The following is a 20,752-nucleotide window of genomic DNA, read 5'->3' as shown; positions in this document are numbered from 1 at the left end:
AAACGACGCGAATTGACAGATAACTTGCAGGAAGGGTATGCTTTTAAAAGCCGAACGATGATGAATAAAAGCGAGGTTACCCGAAAATATGCGAAAATTTTTAAAATGGCTAGGTATTTCTGTGACTGCGGCAGTTCTTTTAGTGGGCGGATATTATGCTTATTCTATATATCATTTTACGAACCAAATTTCGGTTGCTTCCGGACAGGACTCAAAATTTAAACCGCAAACCCAAACCCCAAGCAATGTACAACCTGTAGACGTATCACTTCCACCGGAATGGGATGGGACAGAGAGAGTGAATATTCTGCTGCTAGGTGGAGATTCCCGTGGGGAAGATTCAGGGCGTTCTGATTCGGTTATGGTTGCTTCTGTTGATCCAGTCACGAAAAAGGCCACACTGATGTCGATTCTTCGTGATACGTACGTCAAGATTCCGGGTCATGGGCAAAGCCGATTGAATGCGGCCTTTTCCTACGGTGGACCGGATTTGACCAGACAGACTGTGAGCGATCTTCTCGGCATACCGATTCAATATTATGTATATACTGATTTTAATGGTTTCATTGCCTTGGTTGATTCTGTAGGTGGTATTGACCTGGATGTTGAAAAAGACATGCATTACACGTCCAAGGCAGACAAACACCAGTTTGATATTGACTTGAAAAAGGGAATGCAGCATATGGACGGCAAAACAGCCCTGCAATATGTGCGTTTCCGTCATGATGCAACTTCGGATTTTACACGTACGGAGCGACAGCGCAAATTCATTACCGAACTGGGCAGTAAAATACAATCGACCTCATCGCTAATTAAACTGCCGAGTATTTTGAATAGCATTTCTCCTTATATTGAAACGAATTTGAGTACAACCGAAATGTTGCAGCTGGCTTCATTGGGTTTTAATATCGACGCCAAAACAGTAGCGAAGCAGCAAATCCCGCCGAATGAGCTGGTGCGCGGGGAAACCATTAAAGGTGCCCAGGTGTTGGGTGTGGATGAACGGAAACTTAAGCGGTTCATACAGAACCTTTTTGAACAGGAAAACAAACCTGTGACCACGACCGTAGAGGCTGCCGCCACGACAAATGATACTCCATAACTATTCAAAGCAAGCGAAGTTCGTACGATAACGTACAGCTTTGTTTGCTTTTGTGTTTATTTGGGTATAATCTTGTATATTTTGTTCCAAAAATATATCGTAACGATAAAGACCGTATTCATCTGTATAAAGAGAAGGGGAATGTCATGTGGAAATAACTCCAGCATGGAAAGAACGGTTTAAGAAGTTTTTTCTGAACAACAAGTTTGTGATATTCCTGTTGGTACTACTGTTGATCGGCCTGAATATCTTAGTGCTTACGAAAATTTCATACATATTTACCCCGGTCATCGTATTGCTGAAAACGATTATTCTCCCTGTTATTTTGTCCGGCGTGTTGTACTATCTGCTGAACCCGTTGGTGGATGTACTGGAACGGAATAAGGTAAAACGAGTATATTCCATTATTGTCCTGTTTTTGCTCATTATAGGGATTATCACTATTGTAATTACATCGGTGATCCCGGTGATCCGTGATCAAATACAGGGTCTTATCCAAAACGTTCCTGCCTACACCGAGCAAGTCAAACAGCAGTTTGAGAGACTGATTGGCAGCAATTTTGTGAACCAGTTCCAGAACACCATTCAAATAGATCCATCCGAACTGGCCTCCAAGGCTTCTGAAAAGTTATCTGGCCTTATTAACAATGCATGGACGGGTGTGGGCAGCTTTTTGGGTGTGATTACGGAAACTGTGCTTGCGATCGCTACGGTTCCGTTCATTCTGTTCTATTTGCTGAAAGATGGGCACAAATTGCCGCAGTGGATTTTAAAAATGCTTCCACCTATGTTCCGTAAAGAGACGGATCGTATCATGACCGAAATGAATCATCAGGTGAGCTCGTACATTCGTGGACAGATTATTGTCAGCTTCTGTATTGGAGTGCTGCTGTATATAGGTTATCTGATTATTGGATTGGACTACTCTTTGACGCTTGCGGTCATTGCGTCCTTTACGAGCGTGGTTCCCTACTTGGGGCCTGCAATTGCCATTACACCCGCGTTAATCGTAGCTCTGGTTACCTCACCGGTCATGCTGCTCAAAATGGTTATCGTATGGACAGTCGTCCAGCTTATTGAGGGTAAATTTATTTCCCCACAAATTATGGGCAAATCTCTTCGGGTGCATCCAATCACGATTATCTTTGTTATTTTGACAGCAGGTAATTTATTTGGTGTGGTAGGAATTGTACTGGCGGTTCCAGGTTATGCCGTCTTGAAAGTAATCGTGACCCATCTGTTTAGTTTCTTTCAAAAACGTTCCCATCTTTATGAAGCAGATAAATTAAAGTAAGGACGAATCTATAAAAAATAAATATGACAATTTGCGCTGTAAACCTGCTATTTTGCCCCTCTTGGTTAACTGTGGCTTTACGTGCTATACTTAATGCCTATTCTTATTCCAAAATAGAAAGGTCAGACTTTTTATGATAAAACTCAGCATTCTTGACCAATCTCCGGTATCGGAAGGCATGACGCACTCACAGGCATTACAGAAGACTGCTGAGCTTGCTATAGAGGCGGAACGTCTGGGTTATCATCGTTTCTGGGTATCCGAGCATCATGCAGCTTCTAATCTTGCAGGCTCCAGCCCGGAGGTATTGATCTCACATCTGGCTGCTCGTACCCGGACGATCCGAGTAGGATCAGGTGGTGTGATGCTGCCCCATTACAGCGCTTATAAAGTCGCGGAAAATTTCCGGGTACTGGAGGGGCTGTATCCGGGACGTATTGACCTGGGGCTGGGACGAGCGCCTGGAGGAATGCCGATTGCTACCAGAGCTTTGCAGGAGGGGAAAATGCGGGGCGGCGTTGATCTGTACCCTGAGCAGCTGGATGATCTGCTAGCCTATTTGCACGATAGCACAGGCAACCAGCACCGCTTCGGCTCGCTACAGGCGATGCCGCTCGTAGAGACCGTGCCGGAAATCTGGCTGCTTGGCTCCAGCGGCGATAGCGCAAGTCTGGCCGCCGAGCGTGGCGTAGGCTTCGCGTTCGCGCAGTTCATTAATGGTGAAGGCGGCACAGGTGCTATGAAGGGATACCAACATAGCTTCAAGCCTTCCCAGCATAGTGAGCAACCGCGTTCGCTTGTCGCTGTATTCGCGATCTGTGCGGATACTGAGGAGGAGGCCAATCGTTTGGCTTCCAGCATGGATTTGTCCCTCGTGCTATTAGAGCAGGGGACGCGTACCGGAGGGACACCTTCTGTCGAAAAGGCACTGGCGTATCCGTATACGCCTTATGACCGGATGCGAATTCGTGAGAATCGCAAGCGCATGGTGGTCGGCTCACCCGAACAAGTCAAGCACCAGCTTGAGCAATTATGCAAGGACTATAATGCACAGGAGATCATGGTTGCGAGCATTATCCACGACTTTGATGCCAAAATGAAATCTATCCGTCTCATGGCTGAAGCATTTGGATTGTCTTCTGTACAGGCTTAATGCGAATTTGCTGGAATGAAAAGATCACCGCTTTAGGGCGGTGATCTTTTTTTGATTTTTTAAGGGTTATTGATGCAGTGCATTTGTATATTAGAGGGAATATGTAAGTTAACACTTGATAATGATTATCAATATCTTTATTATATAAAGATAGAATGAAGTTTTGATGAATGTCGTGCGTTAAGCCCGTGACTATATATATTGGATAAGGGAAAGGGATGATTCCAAATGTTTCGTCTGAAAACGGCAAATCTGGATATTGCTTATGAGGATCGATTAATCGTAGAAGATCTGAACGTAGAAATACCGCAGGGAAAAATCACAGCACTGGTGGGGGCAAATGGCTCCGGTAAGTCAACCATTCTGAAAACGATGGCTCGCATCATGAATCCTAAAGGCGGTAGCGTTCTGCTGGATGGTAAATCCATTCATAAGCAATCCACGCGGGAGGTAGCGAAGCAGTTGGCTATTTTGCCGCAGAATCCGACTGCACCGGAAGGATTGACCGTGACGGAACTGGTATCTTACGGACGTTTCCCTTATCAAAAAGGCTTTGGCTCCATGAAAGCGGAAGACCGCAAGATGGTAGAGTGGGCAATACAAGTAACAGGAATGAGCGAGTTTCATGACCGTCCGATTGATCAGCTTTCTGGCGGTCAGCGTCAGCGCGCCTGGATTGCTATGGCGCTTGCTCAAGATACGGATATCTTATTTCTGGATGAGCCGACTACATTTTTAGATATGGCACACCAACTGGAAGTGCTGCATCTGCTTGAGTATCTGAATACTTCGGCAGAACGCACCATTGTTATGGTCGTGCATGACTTAAACCATGCAGCCCGGTATGCTCAGCATATGATTGCGATCAAAAAAGGGAAAGCGAAGGCGGTAGGAGCCCCGACTGAGGTTATGACCCCGGATGTGCTACGCGAGGTGTTCGGGATTGAAGCGGATATTGTAACTGATCCTCGTACGGGTGTACCGCTCTGTCTTCCGTATGCTTTAGCTGGTCAGCCTACGGTAAGCCAAGCAGTAAAGGGAATGAATATGGAAGAGAAGCAAACGATGGGTTCTGTTGCCGAGCGACGGGATGCTAGACCCCAAGTGGCAGCGAGAGGTTAGGAGAGGCATCAGTTGGTAGCATCACGCTAAAGGTCTGTGGATATTGGCATGTCCGTCACGTTTTGGGTAAAATAGGTTAAGAATCTAAAACAAAAGACATGAAGGAGGATGCTGTGTGTCTGTCTATTTATATAATGCTGTAACACCAGCCAATCAGGAGGTTTCTCTGGAAACTTACACAGGTAAAGTGCTGGTGATTGCCAATACCGCTAGTAAATGTGGACTTACCCCGCAATACGGGGAGCTGCAAAAGCTTTATGATGAATATAAGGATCGGGGACTCGTTGTTTTAGGTTTCCCTTGCAACCAATTTGGTGGTCAGGAGCCAGGCAGCAGCGAGGAAGCAGCTGAATTTTGCCAATTGAATTACGGGGTTAATTTCCCGGTATTCGCCAAAGTGGATGTGAATGGACCGGATACAGCAGCTCTGTTTGAATATTTGAAGAAACAGCAGCCTGGCGAACAGGAAGATGGAACAATTCAGTGGAATTTTACAAAATTCATTGTGAATCGTGAGGGTGTGCCTGTGGCGCGTTTTGAGCCTAAGGAGTCACCGGAAGCGATGAAAGGTGCCATTGAGCAGTTGTTATAATGGCTTCGTCTATTTAAACTAATGTATGTTTAACAAGGTCTAGTTTCCGCCTGTCTCGGGGAAACGGACCTTTTTTTATTTCTACATACGCGTTTGCCTAATGATTGACGCATCATGTGAGAGTCTGTTTCAAGGGCATAAACAGGAGGCACCTAGGGAAAACTGAATGGAGCCAAAAAAAGATTTCAGCAAACGGCTGAGTTCAGCTATCCTTGTTTTTTAAAATGTGGACAAACTGTGAATAACATAGAAAGCTATTGTAATGTGAAAAATATCACACTATAATGAGCACATGAAGTGAAATAAATCACAAGAAGTAACGAGTCGTATAAGTGAAAGTATTCACAATTATTATACATTTTATGCCCATACACCAAGGAGGAATTCAACATGAAAGTAGCAGTTATCGGATGTACACACGCAGGGACGGCAGCCATTGTCAACACAGCTAAATGTTATCCAGATGCCGAAATTACAGTCTATGAGCGTAATGACAATATTTCATTTTTATCTTGTGGTATTGCACTGTACGTCGGTGGTGTCGTTAAAGATCCGCACGGATTGTTCTATTCTTCCCCAGATCAGCTGGCTGACATGGGTGTAGTGACCAAGATGCTTCATGAAGTAACGAGTGTCGATACAGTTGGCAAAACGCTGCATGCACGTAATCTCCAAACAGGTGAGGAATTTACCGACACATTTGATAAATTGATTGTAACTACCGGATCGTGGCCAATTATTCCGAAGCTGGAAGGCATTGAACTTGATCATATTTTGCTCTGCAAAAACTATAATCATTCGAATGAAATCATTGAGAAAGCCCAGCACGTACAGAACATTACAGTCGTCGGAGCTGGATACATTGGGGTTGAACTGGTAGAAGCTTTCCAAATGAACGGCAAAAACGTAACGTTGATCGACAGTGCTGATCGTATATTGAATAAATATTTGGACCATGAGTATACAGACCGAATTGAAAACTCTCTGAGAGAACATGGCATTAAGCTGGTACTTGGCGAGACAGTAAGTCGTTTTGAGGGGACTAACGGTAAAGTGAGCAAGGTTGTGACTTCCAAAGGAGAATATGAAACAGAGCTTGTTATACTTTGTATCGGTTTCCGGCCTCAAACGGATCTGCTGAAAGGTCAGGTAGATATGTTGCCTAATGGTGCGATTATCGTAGACAATTATATGCAAAGTAGCTGCCCGGATGTGTTTGCAGCAGGCGACAGTTGTGCAATTCGCTATAATCCGACTGGCAAAACAGCGTATATTCCGTTAGCGACCAATGCGGTTCGTATGGGGACGCTGGTGGCACGGAATCTGGTACAGCCGACCATTTCCTACATGGGAACACAAGGAACTTCAGGCATCAAAATTTACGAAGATAATATTGCAGGAACAGGAATGACAGAAGCCGCAGCAATGGACGAGGGGATGACTGTAGAAACTGTAACAATCGAGGACAGCTATCGTCCTGAGTTTATGCCAACCTCTGAAAAGGTGCTGCTGAAAGTTGTATATGAGCAGGAGACACGAAGAATTGTCGGGGCCCAAATTATGTCGAAGGTGGATTTGACGCAATCCATTAACACACTGTCTGTAGCGATTCAAAATCATATGACCATTGACCAGTTGGCTTTTGTCGATTTCTTCTTCCAGCCGCACTATAACAAACCTTGGAATTTCCTGAACGCAGCAGGCTTGCAAGCATTGCCTACGATATCGGAACGAAATCCAGTTACTGTATAATTTAATTTGTCTGTGACATTGTTCATAAGTTTGTCAACAATCTGAAGCGTATAGATGAATCCTTATAGTACAATATAGAGAGCATAAGGATTAGGGGGAGAAGTAGATAATGGGTTTGTTTTATATCCTTTTTCTTGTAGTTGTCGCAGCCGTCGGTCTGGGCGGAGTTCTTTGGTTCTTGAGAGCCGTTGAAAAGGAAGAATACAATTAAATGTAAAGCGCATTAGTAGCGCAGTAGATGTAATCATACAGAAAGACAGTCCTTTTAGGAGGGCTGTTTTTTTATATCTGAGAAAGTGATTTTTTTCACAAACAAAATCACTGATTTTAAATAAAATATGAAAGAAGAATATTTTAAAAGATATTAAAGGAGCGGGGGCAGATGGCAAGCTATAAACCGGGGCAAATCGCCGAGAAGACGGTCGAAACAGGAGTGGCCAAAGCGAACAACCCGTGGACTGTGGCGGTGGTATTGGGATTTTTGGCAGGTGCATTTATTGCACTCGGGTTTTTGCTGGATATACGTGTTATTGCAAGTGCACCTAAAGAGTGGGGAAGCATTGCTACCTTTATTGGAGCTGCGGTGTTCCCTGTAGGTCTGATATTAGTTTTGGTCGCTGGTGGCGAATTGCTGACTGGCAATATGATGGCAGTCCCTTTGGCGAGATGGGCAGGACGAATCAAGACAGGAGCCATGCTTCGTAATTTGGCGATTATTACGCTCAGTAATTTTGCAGGTGCCATATTTGTTGCGTTTTTCTTTGGGCATGTTCTGGGCTTGACAGAAACAGGTCCTTATCTGGACAAGGTCGTGGATATGGCAGGACATAAGCTGCATGAAAGCTTTTTACAGTCTTTTATATCAGGTATAGGATGTAACTGGCTCGTAGCACTGGCTGTATGGTTGGCATACAGTACAGACTCCATTGGCGGCAAAATCATGGGAATTTGGTTCCCGACGATGTCCTTTGTTGCTATTGGGTTCCAGCACGTTGTTGCCAATATGTTTCTCATTCCAGCAGCTATTTTTGCAGGACATTTTTCGTGGGCAGACTATGTTATGAATTTCATTCCGGTCTGGTTGGGGAATTTGGTGGGAGGTAGCCTGTTTGTGGCTGGAGCCTATTGGCTGGCCTATCTGAAGAAAACTCAAGCCAAGGTACATTCCACAAATGAATCTCAAACTACTTCTTCAGTTGCATCCAATCCGTTGAGTGACCATGCGTAATCACATTACTTTATGAATCAATGAACAAAGCAAATCCGCCATGACAGGCCCGGGGGAACGAAACCTGTCATGGCGGATTTTTTTGGGAGTGGTCCATGATTTGGCATGGAGGATGAGTGTGCTCTCGTCCATAATGCCTTGATCTCTTTTACCCTGAGTACGTAAGAGTGAAACAGCATGATAAAAAAATAATTATGATTTCTAAAATCCGTCTTGCACTATGTAGCAGATGGATTTTTTTAATATTTTGAAAGAGGCTGTGTGGTAAAATCCTTCTCTTGCCATAGATCAAAGCTGTAGATATGATAAGAACAGTGTAATTTTTGGAAACGGTAACGGAAAGGAGCATTAACACCATGGATCAACGCAATAGCGCGCCTCTTGAGGCCACACTTCAACATAACTTACAAAGGGGACAGCGGATGACGGAACAGCAAAACGGTATTTTTCCGGCTGTATGCCCGTTGGATTGCCCGGATACATGTGGGCTCCTGCTTCACAAGGAACATGGAAAGATAGTCAAGGTGACTGGTAATCCGGATCATCCCATTACCAAAGGGGCTATATGCAACAAAGTCCGCAATATGACCGAGCGGGTATATGATCCGGATCGGGTTCTGTATCCGTTGAAGCGTGTAGGCGCCAAAGGGGAAGGGAAGTTTGAACGAATTAGCTGGGAGGAGGCGGTCGATACCATTACAGGTCGGTTCAAGGAGCTGATACGTACGGACGGACCGGAGTCGATTCTCCCCTACAGCTTTTATGGCAATATGGGTGTGTTGAGTGTAGATGGAATGGACCGCCGCTTTTTCAATGCGCTGGGTTCAAGCCAACTGGATCAGACGATTTGCAGCGTGGCTGGGAATGAAGGCTGGGCATCCGTTATGGGGTTTAAGGGCGGTACGAGCCCGGAGGATACAGAGGATGCAGAGCTCATTATTGTGTGGGGCGGAAATGTCATCAGCACCAACATGCATCAGGTCGTATTGGCTGAGAAAGCACGTAAAAAAGGCGCTAAGGTGATTGTTATTGATGTTCATCGCAACCGGACTGCGCAATGGGCGGATTGGTTCATTCCGTTATATCCGGGCACGGATGCGGCACTCGCGCTGGGTGTTATGCATGTACTGTTTGATCAGGGACTGACAGACGATGAGTTTTTACGTCGTTACACCGTAGGTCATGACGAATTGCGGGAGCATGTCAAGACGTATACACCAGAACGGGTGTCACGGATTACCGGCGTGCCGGAAGAGGATATTATCCGTCTGGCGGAAATGTACGGGAAGGCGCGAGCGGCCTATATCAATATCGGAAATGGGCTTCAGCATCATGATAATGGCGGTATGAACGTACGCGCAGTTACTTGCTTGCCTGCACTCACGGGACAATGGTTAAAGCACGGCGGGGGAGCGTCGCGCTCCAATGGCGCTTATGCCAAGATTAACAGCGCCTATCTGGAGCGTCCTGATCTACGAAAGAACCCGGATGCCCGGGTGATCAACATGAACCAGATCGGAGAGGCGCTATTACAAAAGGAACAGCCGATTAAGGCGTTATTCGTATATTGTAGTAATCCGGTAGTTGTAGCACCCGATTCGGAACGGGTGACGAAGGGATTTGAACGAGAGGATCTGTTTACGGTTGTTCATGACTTGTTCCTAACTGACACGGCCCGCTATGCAGATATTGTGCTGCCTGCCGCGTCTTCTTTTGAAGGTACAGACCTATACAAATCGTACTGGCACCACTATATCCAAATGCAGCAGCCCGTCATTGATCCGCTTGGAGAAAGCAAAAGCAATTATGAGCTGTTTAGCCTGCTCGGACGGGCAATGGGCTTTGATGAAGCTGCCTTTACGGAAAGTGAAGAGGATATGATCGCAGGTGCGCTGGATAATCCAACAAACCCTTATCTCAACGGTGTGACCTTGGATGCCTTAAAAAAGTCGCCTTTTGTAAAGCTCGATATGACGCCAAAGGCTAATTATTTGGAGCGTCTAACTACGCCTTCAGGCAAGATCGAGTTGTATTCGGAAAAAATGAAACAAGCAGGTCTGCCCGCAATGCCCTCTTATGTACCGCTGATCGAAGGGTACGACGGAGAGCGTCGACCACAAGCGGATGATCGTTTTCCATTGATGTTTGTTTCACCGCCAAACCATAATTTCTTGAATTCAACTTTCGCAAATTTGCCCAAGCATCAGCGACTGGAGCGGGAGCCCTTGCTGCAAATTCACCCGGAGGATGCTCAGGCAAGAGACATCGCAGATGGTGATCCGGTCACCGTCTGGAATGACAGAGGAACGTATGAGTTAAAAGCCAAGGTTACCGATCTGATGCTGCCCGGTACGGTGGTTAGCCAAGGATTATGGTGGGAAAGCAAGGGACGCAGACAGCGTGCGAATGTGTTAACCTCTGACCGGCTGTCGGATATGGGACAGGGAGCTACTTTTTTCTCAACGGTGGTGAATGTGAAGCGCCAATGAGAATCTGCCTTTTATGGCGTCAGGTGCAAAAGGAGAAGCAAAAAATATGAAATGGTTGGAGTCTTATCCGAAAGAAGTAAAAGTATTTCTTGTAGCCAGCCTGATTAATTCCGCCGGAAGTTCCCTCATGTGGCCGCTCGTTAGTATGTATGTTTTTGACGAACTGAACCGTAGTATGGAAGATGCGGGGATTGCGATTTTAGTGCAGTCCTTGGGTGGAATTTTTGGTCAAGTGCTGGGCGGAGCCCTTTATCATCGTATTGGAGCCAAGAAACTGATTGTCGGCTCATTGGCCATGAATGCGTTGGGGCTTCTCTCGCTTCCATTTACCAGCGGTCATTGGGTCTCATTTGTCATCATGATGGGCTTTATCGGTTTTTTTAATGTGGTATCTGTGCCTGCGATTCAGGCCTTTGTAGGTTTTCGTTTTGCTGACCGACGTGGAGAGTTGTTTAATATTATTTATGTCGCGAACAATATTGGGGTCGCACTTGGAACGGGACTGAGCGGTGTTCTGGCTGACCTTTCCTATCAGCTCAGCTTTGTAATGAACGGGGTAACTTCTGCGGTATTTGCCGGGTTCTTCTGGTCTTATTTAAGTAGGGTGGATCGGGAAGAGGGGGAAGTTCAGTTCAGCAAGTCCGTGATGAAAAGAGAAGAAATGCCAGCTCGGTTGCTGTTTCGTGATACCAGGCTGTATCTCTTTGTAGGATTAGGCTCGCTCTTTTTATGGTTTGGCAATTCCATCTGGAATACGGGGGTTTCTCCCTACATTATTGAGCAGGGCTTACCTAAAACGATGTATGGATTACTCTGGACGTTGAATGGTATCCTTATTTTTGCCGCACAACCTATTATTTTCTGGATCAAACGCCTGTATGCCCACCACGCTTCGGCGCAAATGACATGGGCTGGAGGATTTTATTTGGCCGCCTATATTGTCATTCTGGGCACACAGAACTATACTGGGATGATATTCGCTATGATACTGGCGACCCTGGGAGAAATGCTGATTGCACCTGCGGTTCCCGCATTCCTGTCTGATCATGGAGGTCGGGGTGCACCCTTTTACATTGGACTTGTGGGGGGCATTGGTGCAGCCGGACGGGTGATGGGACCTTATGTTATGGGGAAGTTGTATGATGGCGGCGGCTTACCGCCTACACTTTGGCTGGCATCAGGCGTAGCGGTATTATCCATTCTGTTTTTCGTTCTGCATAGCTGGTTGAACCGTTCCCGGCATGATTTGGATACTTTGGATACTACTACTTCGTAGGTTGGTGTTCCCGGTTCTTAAGTCCCAACAAAAGTTCAATAATGACCTGTAACTATGGTACAATAAGTGACAGATGGTTGCAGTTATTGCTTCAGGAAAGCCTTCACAGGAAGGATTGAAAGGAATTGTTTACAAGTCAACCCTTGACGATACGTCATTCGGAGATGAAGGATGCTCCTGATCTGATTGCGCTGGATGAATTGGTGTGGAACGAACGCACGGCTCCTGCCTCGCTGTCATGGAAGTCGCGCGGAGAGTTTCTGCGCAATACGCCTCCGGGCTCTCAACTGGTCGCCATTGAGCAGGAAGTGCTCTGTGGATATATTGGATTTCGTCCTCCAACGCTGTTGGCTAGTAATTGTCATGTACTCGAAATAAATATAGCTGTACATCCAGACTATCATCGCAAAGGTATTGGGACGGCGCTTATGAACTCCATGAAGGACATTGCAGCTGCGGAAGGCATACGCAAATTGAGTTTGCGCGTACTCTCTTGTAATACGGAAGCCCTTATGTTTTACGAAAAATGCGGTTTCGCGATTGAAGGGCGGCTGCATGAGGAGTTTTATATCGCAGGCCAATTCGTGGATGATGTTTTAATGGCCTATTTTTTAAAATAGGCCGGAGGTAACAGACAGGCAGCAACATTCGGTCGCAATGTCTAACTCATAATCAACAACGCCGCAGACCTGATCAGGTCTGCGGCGTTGTTGTGCAGTACAAAGTTACCGAAGTTGCTTCCATTCATTCTGGAGCATACCGTACACTGCGTGGTTCATATATCCATCTGGCAGCAGCTCTGCTTCGCGTACAATGCCTTCGAGCACAAAGCCCAAGCGTTCTGGAATGCCGCGGCTGCGGCGATTCGTTGTTGCACAGCGGATTTCGACTCGGTGTAAATCCAACTCCATCAACGCATATTCGACGAATACGCGGCAGGCGCTGGTCATGAGGCCCTGTCCTTCGTAGCCGTGTCCCAGCCAGTATCCTATGCTGACCGAACGGTGAGCCCAATTGATCTCATGGTAGCTGATGATGCCAGCAAGCTCATTGTCTAGCCAAATTCCCGCAGTCAGGCTGCCGTTCTCTGCGGCTTGTTTCAAGGCGCCCTGCACGAACTGCTCTGTATGGCTGATTTCCGTGGTGGAGTCTACCCATGGTAGCCATTGACGCAGGCGGTCACGGGACATTTCGATCAGCTCAAACAGAGGCTGCACATGCTCCTTGGTAAGCGGCCGAAGGACTGTGCGTTCGTCCAACGCATATGTAAACATGATGAATCCCCTCTTTCACTCGGAAAATCGCTAAACCAGCCAGTCTAGCATTTAATCCCATGCTACCTTATTCTGCGAGAGTCGTCAAAAGGGAGAGGAAGCTTCATATTTTATAGGTCCCACCCGGAACCGCCCCTGCTCATATACATATTTCAGATCCAAATCCCCTACAAATTCGGTTGGCGATACGCTACCAGATACAGTGGCATGCAGAGGGGATTGTTCAGCATCATATATTACAACAGAGCTAAAATCGAGATGCTTTGTAAAGTGGGCTGGATCATCGTAAAATACGGACGCTTTGGGGTCCATCGTGTGTGTAGTACCGTCAATCGTAACAGCGATATGCACCTGGCGGTTGTGGTCACGCGGCTCCACTGAGCTGTGTACTCGCTGGGATACCGCATTTGCTGCCGATTCCACTGCATATTCCTCCATCGTCTGTGCGTTAATAATATGCAATTCCTGCAATTCCACACCCGTTCCCGAGGCACGCGTGAGAATCACAATGACTTCACGGACACCATCTTCGTTTACATCTCTGTAATATAACTGGGGTGCAGCGGAGATATCCGCCAAGCCAGCCCACTGGAATGTGCGGCGTTGCTGGCCGATTTCCAGTACGGCTGAATGAAATATCCCCTCTGACGGGCTTATGGCATATAAGCAGACAGACGAGTCTTCTGGCGCACTGGCCAGCGGATGAGATCGTACAGTCTCGGTCACCATGCCTGAGGAAGGATGATCGGAAGTCATAACGGAAGAGGACAATAGCATAGACAGTAGGATGACGATCAACAGCTTAAACACGGGTGGGTCTCCTTTTCCGATTAAAATAAAAGATATATACACTATAACGAATTTATCCGCCGAAAATGTTAACTCTTTTTCATAACTTGCATCTTTTTTCGCTGAAGAGAGCATCCTAATTTTCATTTTATTGAGTTATGCGGTGTGAAAGGGTATATTTAAGGGAACAGGTTGTACACAGATTATACGGAAGAAAGGTTGATTAGTGTGGAGAAGCCGATTACTCCCCCCAATTTTATTAAAAATGTTATTGAAGAGGATTTACGTACGGGGAAGGTAAAGCAAGTTGTTACACGATTCCCACCTGAACCCAACGGATATTTGCATATTGGACATGCCAAAGCCATCTGGATCAATTTCTCGTTGGGAGATGAATTCGGAGGACGCACGAACCTGCGTTTTGATGACACCAATCCGGCGAAGGAAGACACGGAATACGTGAATTCCATTCAGGAGGACGTGAAGTGGCTCGGTTATGAATGGGAGGAAAAGCATTTTGCCTCCAATTACTTTGAAGAAATGTACAAGCGTGCTATCCTGCTGATCCAAAAAGGGAAAGCTTACGTGGATGACCAAAGCGCGGACCAAATCCGTGAAACGCGCGGAACACTGACAGAACCGGGACAAAACAGTCCTTATCGAGATCGCAGTGTGGAAGAAAATCTAAAGCTGTTTGAAGAAATGCGTGCAGGCAAATACCAGAATGGTGAAAAGGTGCTGCGTGCCAAGATTGACATGACTTCGCCAAACATCAATTTGCGTGATCCGGTGATTTACCGCATTTCACACACACCCCATCACAATACAGGCGATACCTGGTGCATCTATCCAATGTATTCCTATGCTCATCCGCTGGAAGATGCGATTGAGGGTGTAACGCATTCGCTTTGTTCACTGGAGTTCGAAGATCAACGCCCACTGTACGATTGGGTTGTAGCTGAATGCGAGATGGAAAACGTCCCTCATCAATACGAATTTGGACGGCTAAATCTAGCTCAAACGGTAACCAGCAAACGTAAGCTCAAACTTCTGGTTGATGAAAAACACGTAGACGGCTGGGATGATCCGCGGATGCCGACCATTTCCGGTTTGCGTCGTCGCGGTTATACGCCAGAGGCCATTCGCAGCTTCGTATATGAGACAGGCATTTCCAAAGCCTACGGAGTTATTGATTTACAGGTACTGGAGCATTTTGCGCGTGAGGACTTGAAGCTTAAGGCACCACGTACGATGGCAGTTATAGATCCGTTGAAGGTGGTCATTACGAACTATCCTGAAGGACAAGTGGAAATGCTGGAGGCGGAGAACAACACAGAAAATCCGGAGCTTGGAACACGCCAAATTCCGTTTTCTCGTGAAATTTATATCGAGCGTGAGGACTTCATGGAGAATCCACCGAGCAAATACTTCCGTTTGTTCCCTGGTAATGAGGTGCGTCTCAAACATGCTTACTTCATTAAATGCAATGATGTCATTAAGGATGCGGACGGTCGTGTAACGGAGATTCACTGTACCTATGATATAGAAACCAAAAGTGGATCGGGCTTTACAGGCCGTAAAGTGAAAGGGACCATCCATTGGGTAGAGGCTACTCAGGCTGTGCCGGCCGAATTCCGTTTGTATGAGCCATTGATTAACGCAGAGGAACCAGAGGCCTTGGAAGAGGATGGATCGGAAAAAACATTCCTTGATCAATTAAATCCAAACTCTTTGGAAATTGCTCATGGTTATGTAGAACGGAACATGAAAGAAGCTCAACCGCAGGACAAGTTCCAATTTTTCCGTCATGGTTATTTCAGTGTAGATCCGAAGCTTTCCAAACCGGGTGAGCCTGTATTTAACCGCGTGGTGTCACTGAAAAGCTCTTTCCAATTGCCTAAGCAATAAGATGCTGGAGAGAGTGGGGCAAAAGGTAGCTTCGTGCGACCAACTTGAAAAGGAGTCTGCCAACGGCAGACTCCTTTATTTTATGCACACATACGCGTTCTTCATGGTTCACCTGACCATTGACTTGAAGACACTTTATTGTCGTTGTGGTGCTTCATCTATTGGTTTGTGCTCGCCGCCATGTCCTGGCTGGTAACCATTCTTGTACAGCATATACCACATGATAGCGAATCCCGCAGAGCCCAGCAGGGCGAAGAAGACACCTGCATGGTACATCATTTCACCGCCAAAGTTCTGGAATAGCCAACCTCCTGCAAAACCTGCTACGATCCCGGATATGCCACTCCAGGTCAAGGTATATACGGCCTGTCCGGATGATCGGTATGCTGCAGGCGTGAACAGGACAGTCAACTGGGTGCCTACATAGAAATATCCACCGAAGGTGACGCAATGAAGTGCTTGAATGAACACGATCTGAATCGGGTCTGTGGCCTGAGCCATTAGTTCCCAACGTAAGGCAAACAGCAGACTGACGAGTGCCAAACAGCCAACCATCACGGTCATTTTTTTTCTCAAGAAGCGATCAAACAGCAAAAAGACAATAATTTCGAATACCGATGACATAAAAACGGCAAAACCAAGCATCAGCTTGGAACCGCCCAATTCGGTGATATACAGGGACATAAAGGCGCTGTTGATTGAATTGGGAATGGATACGAGAATACCTAATAATATGAAGGATATAAAGTATCCGTTTAATAAAATACTGCCAAAGCCACGCAAATGGATGGTTGCCGTCTCCACAGTGCTCTTCAGTGGCGGAATTGCCAATGTACAGGCCAATGCAGCCAGAAGAAGTACTGTAAAGATAGTCGATATGCTAGATATTCCTGTGTGGTCCACCACTACGCCAGCAACGGCTGCAACCACAGCCCAACCGAAGGAACCCCATATACGGAAAGCACCAAATTTCCGGTCTGTGCCCTCAATATAACTGAGAATCAGGGTGTTGCTTTGGGCGAATAACGGGCTCTGGAAAAAATAAAAGCCAATCATCGACACATAAATCATGACATACGTGTGAACATGAAATAAAGCTTGCAGCAGTAACAATGTACCTATAATCATAATTAATAGAATACGCCGGAGGTTTCGGCTGCGATCGCTTGTATATCCCCAAAAAGGATTCGCGAATACGGATACAAAAGGCCCGATGGCCATCAGACTCCCGATTTCCAGCTTGTCCATGCCGATATCTTGCAAATACAACGGGAAGAAGCTGGAGAAAATGACCATAGCTCCATATAGAAAAAAGTTATATAGCTTTAGGGAATATAGAGGAGTCTCCTGAATTTCTCTCTTTTGCAAGACAAGCCATTCCTTTCTTAGCCCGATAGAGAACTACGCACCGATGCCGATCTGTGGGAGGTTCTTTATTCCAATGTATCATGTGTTGAAAGGGTTAACAAACCAATAAAATTACAATTATGTAATAATTATTTGATTATACTAGTTTGATATTGATTTAAATGAATTCATAATTACTGTTAGCTTTAATTTTTGTGGATCTAAAACGCGATATACAGATGAATTGCCGCATTGGAGTCCATATATGGTCAGTTCACACAGATGTTTTGCTGGTTACAAAGTTTTTATTTGTAAATAGGTTCTTAAGACCTAAAGTTTACATCGTGAATAACCGATACTTAATCCATAATCAGGTGAATTTAGGATTATTTTTTTCTGAATAAATATATTGTCGCAGATATTACATAAAATCAGAATGCTATTCCCAATTTGGTGATATATGGTCTGAGCCATCTGATCTGTATTGTTTGGTTTTATGAAATATTCGGTGGAAAGGATTAAAAAATGGCATCACAGCATCGAAGGGACAACTCCTTATATCGCCGTTTTCCTCGGCTTCATTTGCTTCAGGCACGAGAAGGAAATGAGTTGCTAACTTCTGAACCCAATGAGCCTAACATAGTAACGACTCGTGAGGGACGTTCATATTATTTGCATGATCGTGAGCAGCCTGTGCGGGAAGCAGAGTTGTTTGTATCTGGTTTTAAAGAAGTAGAGCCTCAAGCGCACGTGATCTTTTTTGGAGTAGGACTAGGGTATCATATTCGTGAATTTCTGCGCATTCACCCAAATACTAGTTTCTCCATTGTCGAGCCGGATACTGGCGTGATGAATATTTTTTTACAGAATCTGAATGAAAACGATTGGCTTGCTGGTGAGAAGATCGAAGAGGTGATGGTAGGAGCAATTACTGGGGAGACAATTGGAATATTGCACAGGTTGATTGACCGTGTATCTGGAGTGCTGGTCATTCCGTGGCTCCCATATCGAGCTTTATTTACTGCGGAATTGAAGAAGTTTAATGAAACATTGTATAGAATGGTCTCTAATAAGAAGGAAAAAATGGCTATCAACCATGTTTACGAAAAAAAGTGGGCGCTAAACAGCATGCACAATTTTCCCTTTATTTTACATAGTTCTGACTTTCTGCATGCCGGCTCAGAGTACATAGAAGGCAAGCCGGTCTTGATTATTTCTGCTGGTCCTTCGCTTAACGACGAAATTGAGCACCTTCGCTACATTCGAGAAAATAATCTTGCATACCTGTTTACGGTAGGTTCTGCAGTGAACACGCTGGTGGAGCACGGCATTTATCCGCACGGAACATTTAGTTATGACCCTAATGAATACAACGTAAATGTAATTCAGAAGGTGATCGACAAGCAAATTGATTCTATCCCCCTCGTTTTCGGCAGTACAGTCGGTAAACACACACTCGATGCCTATCCAGGGCGTCTCATGCATATCATCATCTCTCAGGATGAACTCTCCAAGCATGTATTGCGCACATCCGAGGGAAATAAGCCCACGATTATTAATGACGCTCCTTCTGTAGCCGTCATTGCGCTCCAATGTATGATCCGGATGAAGGCAGATCCTATTGTGTTGGTAGGGCAAAATTTAGCTTATCGGGGGGAGCAATATTATGCCGAGGGGATTACCCATGCCAAAGGCGTACCAGCTAGTGCAGATTTGCCACGTGTAGAGGGCGTTCATGGCCAGCAGGTGGTTACACGACAGTCTTTTATCAAAATGAAAACAGAAATGGAATTTTACATCAGTAGAGCGAAGGGAACTGAATTTATCAACACTACACGCGAAGGGGCTACTATTAAAGGTGCATATTTCCAGAACCTGGGAGAGGTAATCCAGACGCGCTTAAAAGGTGCGGTTAATGATTCGTGGCTACAAACCAGCAATAGTTCGGAATATGATCTCATGTTCCTAAGGTCGCGAATTGAAGAACTCCAGCGGGATGAAGAGGTTTTTCAAGCCATTATGGAACAGATTCATCATGCTCTGCTCGAAATTAAACATAAGATTGGCCTAAATCAGGCTCATATGCTGAACGTGTTGTTCGGACAGTTTGACGATTTGTTTGCCTCATTATTAGGTAATTGTTTTTTTAAGATATATGTTTTGCCTCGTCAACGTATGCGATATGAGTTTTTGTACAGTAAGATGGACGCTATTCAAAGCAGTAGGAATCCTTTGGGTAGAGGGGAGCAAATGCTGCTATATTTCGGGGATTTCATATGGAAATGTCAGCAAGACTATATAGAAATCAAGAGTGACATCCGTGAATTTCACCGTTCCATTCACATCTAAGTAAAAGGAGCACGTATATGAGTAAGAAAAAAAGAAATAAGAATCATATAAATCGAATGATTAAGGCAAGTGTGCTGACAACACAAGTGCTCAACCTTGCAAACCCTTATGTGTCAGCTGCGTTCGCATCAGAGAGCGTGAGCGACAGCACGACGGAAAGTGTATCAGTGTCTGATGGGTTCGTTCAGGATGTCTCTCCATCCCACGTGGTTTCATCGGTCTATATGCAGGCGCAAATGGACGAGCCGCCATACTATACCTGGCTTTCACCCCAGGTAAGCGGTGTTTCTTTGTCCACCAATCTAGATATGTCGTTCAGCGAAGCGGTGCAACTGGGTACCGGCCATCTGGTGGTGCACGAGGAAGATGGACGTGAAGCAGGCCGGATAGATGTGAGCGGAGGAACGACCTACGGAGGCACGATCCAAATCAGTGGACAGCATGTACGGATGGAGCTGGATCACCCGTTGTCAGACAATACTCGGTACTATGTAGAGGTCAGCTCGGGGATGTTTGTGGATCATGGAGGTCAGGGAAGCAACGCGATTTGGGATAAGAATACATGGAGCTTCCAGACCGTAGATATGACTGCACCGAAGCTAGTGAGGAAACTATTTCCGGAGGGTACAGAGCTCAGTGGGACAGGTCCCTATGTAGGCTTTATGCTGGAGTTTAATGAACCGGTAAAGTTGAACCACGGTTATATAAGAATTCATGAAGCTTCGGGTGGAACTGTGGTGCGAGAGCAGTGGGTATCTGGAGAAGGAAATGTGAATTCTACGTATGAAAACGAACAAAGAGTGTACTTCAGGCTACCTGGTGAATTGGAGGAAGGGAAGTCGTACTATCTGGAAATTACCTCAGGAACGCTGACAGACTTTGCAATGAACCCGTATGCAGGGATGCATACACCGGAGGATTGGACGTTCCGTACGCGGGATGAGCAGCCTCGTTATACGAGCTTGTTTCCAAAAGGGAGCGGGCAAGCCCTCACGACAGATTTGCAAATGGGCTTCAGCGAAGCGGTGCAACTGGGTACCGGCCATCTGGTGGTGCACGAGGAAGATGGACGTGAAG

The 20,752-nt window shown here is 45.8% G+C and carries 16 protein-coding genes; 13 read left to right on the top strand and 3 right to left on the bottom strand.

Translation table 11 applies throughout. The annotated features are described in order from the left end of the window. Positions 1-88: 88 nt before the first annotated feature. The 10 genes from ACQQ6X_RS13745 (at position 89) to ACQQ6X_RS13700 (ending at position 12,628) form a co-directional block, all read left to right on the top strand. Positions 89-1,102 carry an LCP family protein gene (locus ACQQ6X_RS13745; protein ID WP_063213819.1) on the top strand — a complete coding sequence of 338 codons (1,014 nt, stop codon included), beginning with the start codon at positions 89-91 and terminating at the stop codon, positions 1,100-1,102. 148 nt (positions 1,103-1,250) lie between these two features. Continuing rightward, positions 1,251-2,396, top strand: a complete 1,146-nt coding sequence (locus tag ACQQ6X_RS13740; RefSeq protein WP_305165780.1) for an AI-2E family transporter — start codon at positions 1,251-1,253, stop codon at positions 2,394-2,396. 133 nt (positions 2,397-2,529) lie between these two features. Further along, the gene (locus tag ACQQ6X_RS13735) at positions 2,530-3,549 is read left to right on the top strand and encodes an LLM class flavin-dependent oxidoreductase (RefSeq protein WP_305165779.1); all 1,020 of its coding nucleotides are present in this window, start codon (positions 2,530-2,532) and stop codon (positions 3,547-3,549) included. Positions 3,550-3,777: 228 nt separating this feature from the next. Then, positions 3,778-4,671: an ABC transporter ATP-binding protein gene (locus ACQQ6X_RS13730; RefSeq protein ID WP_149034569.1), complete on the top strand. Its 894-nt coding sequence runs from the start codon at positions 3,778-3,780 to the stop codon at positions 4,669-4,671. 115 nt (positions 4,672-4,786) lie between these two features. Beyond that, complete coding sequence (locus tag ACQQ6X_RS13725) at positions 4,787-5,263, top strand: glutathione peroxidase (RefSeq protein ID WP_305165778.1); 477 nt, start codon at positions 4,787-4,789, stop codon at positions 5,261-5,263. 390 nt (positions 5,264-5,653) lie between these two features. Then, positions 5,654-7,015 (top strand): FAD-dependent oxidoreductase, encoded by a 1,362-nt coding sequence (locus ACQQ6X_RS13720; RefSeq protein WP_305165777.1) that lies wholly within the window; start codon positions 5,654-5,656, stop codon positions 7,013-7,015. Positions 7,016-7,397: 382 nt separating this feature from the next. Next, complete coding sequence (locus ACQQ6X_RS13715) at positions 7,398-8,243, top strand: formate/nitrite transporter family protein (protein WP_305165776.1); 846 nt, start codon at positions 7,398-7,400, stop codon at positions 8,241-8,243. 356 nt (positions 8,244-8,599) lie between these two features. Continuing rightward, a complete protein-coding gene (locus tag ACQQ6X_RS13710; protein WP_305165775.1) occupies positions 8,600-10,732 on the top strand; it encodes a molybdopterin-containing oxidoreductase family protein in 2,133 nt (710 codons plus the stop codon). A 46-nt stretch (positions 10,733-10,778) separates the two neighbouring features. Next, the gene (locus ACQQ6X_RS13705; protein ID WP_305165774.1) at positions 10,779-12,008 is read left to right on the top strand and encodes an MFS transporter; all 1,230 of its coding nucleotides are present in this window, start codon (positions 10,779-10,781) and stop codon (positions 12,006-12,008) included. A gap of 125 nt (positions 12,009-12,133) precedes the next feature. Further along, positions 12,134-12,628: a GNAT family N-acetyltransferase gene (locus ACQQ6X_RS13700; protein ID WP_064797762.1), complete on the top strand. Its 495-nt coding sequence runs from the start codon at positions 12,134-12,136 to the stop codon at positions 12,626-12,628. A 105-nt stretch (positions 12,629-12,733) separates the two neighbouring features. Here ACQQ6X_RS13700 and ACQQ6X_RS13695 read toward each other — a convergent pair whose 3' ends face one another. Both ACQQ6X_RS13695 and ACQQ6X_RS13690 read right to left on the bottom strand, forming a co-directional pair. Further along, a complete protein-coding gene (locus ACQQ6X_RS13695; RefSeq protein ID WP_149034563.1) occupies positions 12,734-13,282 on the bottom strand; it encodes a GNAT family N-acetyltransferase in 549 nt (182 codons plus the stop codon). Between the two features lie 84 nt (positions 13,283-13,366). Then, positions 13,367-14,092, bottom strand: a complete 726-nt coding sequence (locus ACQQ6X_RS13690; RefSeq protein ID WP_305165773.1) for a copper amine oxidase — start codon at positions 14,090-14,092, stop codon at positions 13,367-13,369. Positions 14,093-14,299: 207 nt separating this feature from the next. Here ACQQ6X_RS13690 and ACQQ6X_RS13685 point away from each other — a divergent pair, with 207 nt between their 5' ends. Beyond that, a complete protein-coding gene (locus ACQQ6X_RS13685) occupies positions 14,300-15,979 on the top strand; it encodes a glutamine--tRNA ligase/YqeY domain fusion protein (RefSeq protein WP_305165772.1) in 1,680 nt (559 codons plus the stop codon). Between the two features lie 135 nt (positions 15,980-16,114). Here the strand turns inward: ACQQ6X_RS13685 and ACQQ6X_RS13680 are convergent, their stop codons facing one another. Then, positions 16,115-17,347 carry an MFS transporter gene (locus ACQQ6X_RS13680; protein ID WP_305165771.1) on the bottom strand — a complete coding sequence of 411 codons (1,233 nt, stop codon included), beginning with the start codon at positions 17,345-17,347 and terminating at the stop codon, positions 16,115-16,117. A gap of 504 nt (positions 17,348-17,851) precedes the next feature. Here ACQQ6X_RS13680 and ACQQ6X_RS13675 point away from each other — a divergent pair. Beyond that, a complete protein-coding gene (locus ACQQ6X_RS13675) occupies positions 17,852-19,675 on the top strand; it encodes a motility associated factor glycosyltransferase family protein (protein WP_305165770.1) in 1,824 nt (607 codons plus the stop codon). Between the two features lie 17 nt (positions 19,676-19,692). Further along, on the top strand, positions 19,693-20,752 hold a 1,060-nt coding region (locus ACQQ6X_RS13670), incomplete at its 3' end, for an Ig-like domain-containing protein (protein ID WP_430493451.1).

The organism is Paenibacillus ottowii (assembly GCF_050516475.1).
GTDB classification, from domain to species: Bacteria; Bacillota; Bacilli; order Paenibacillales; family Paenibacillaceae; genus Paenibacillus; species Paenibacillus ottowii.
This window is presented reverse-complemented; position numbering and strand designations above follow the sequence as displayed.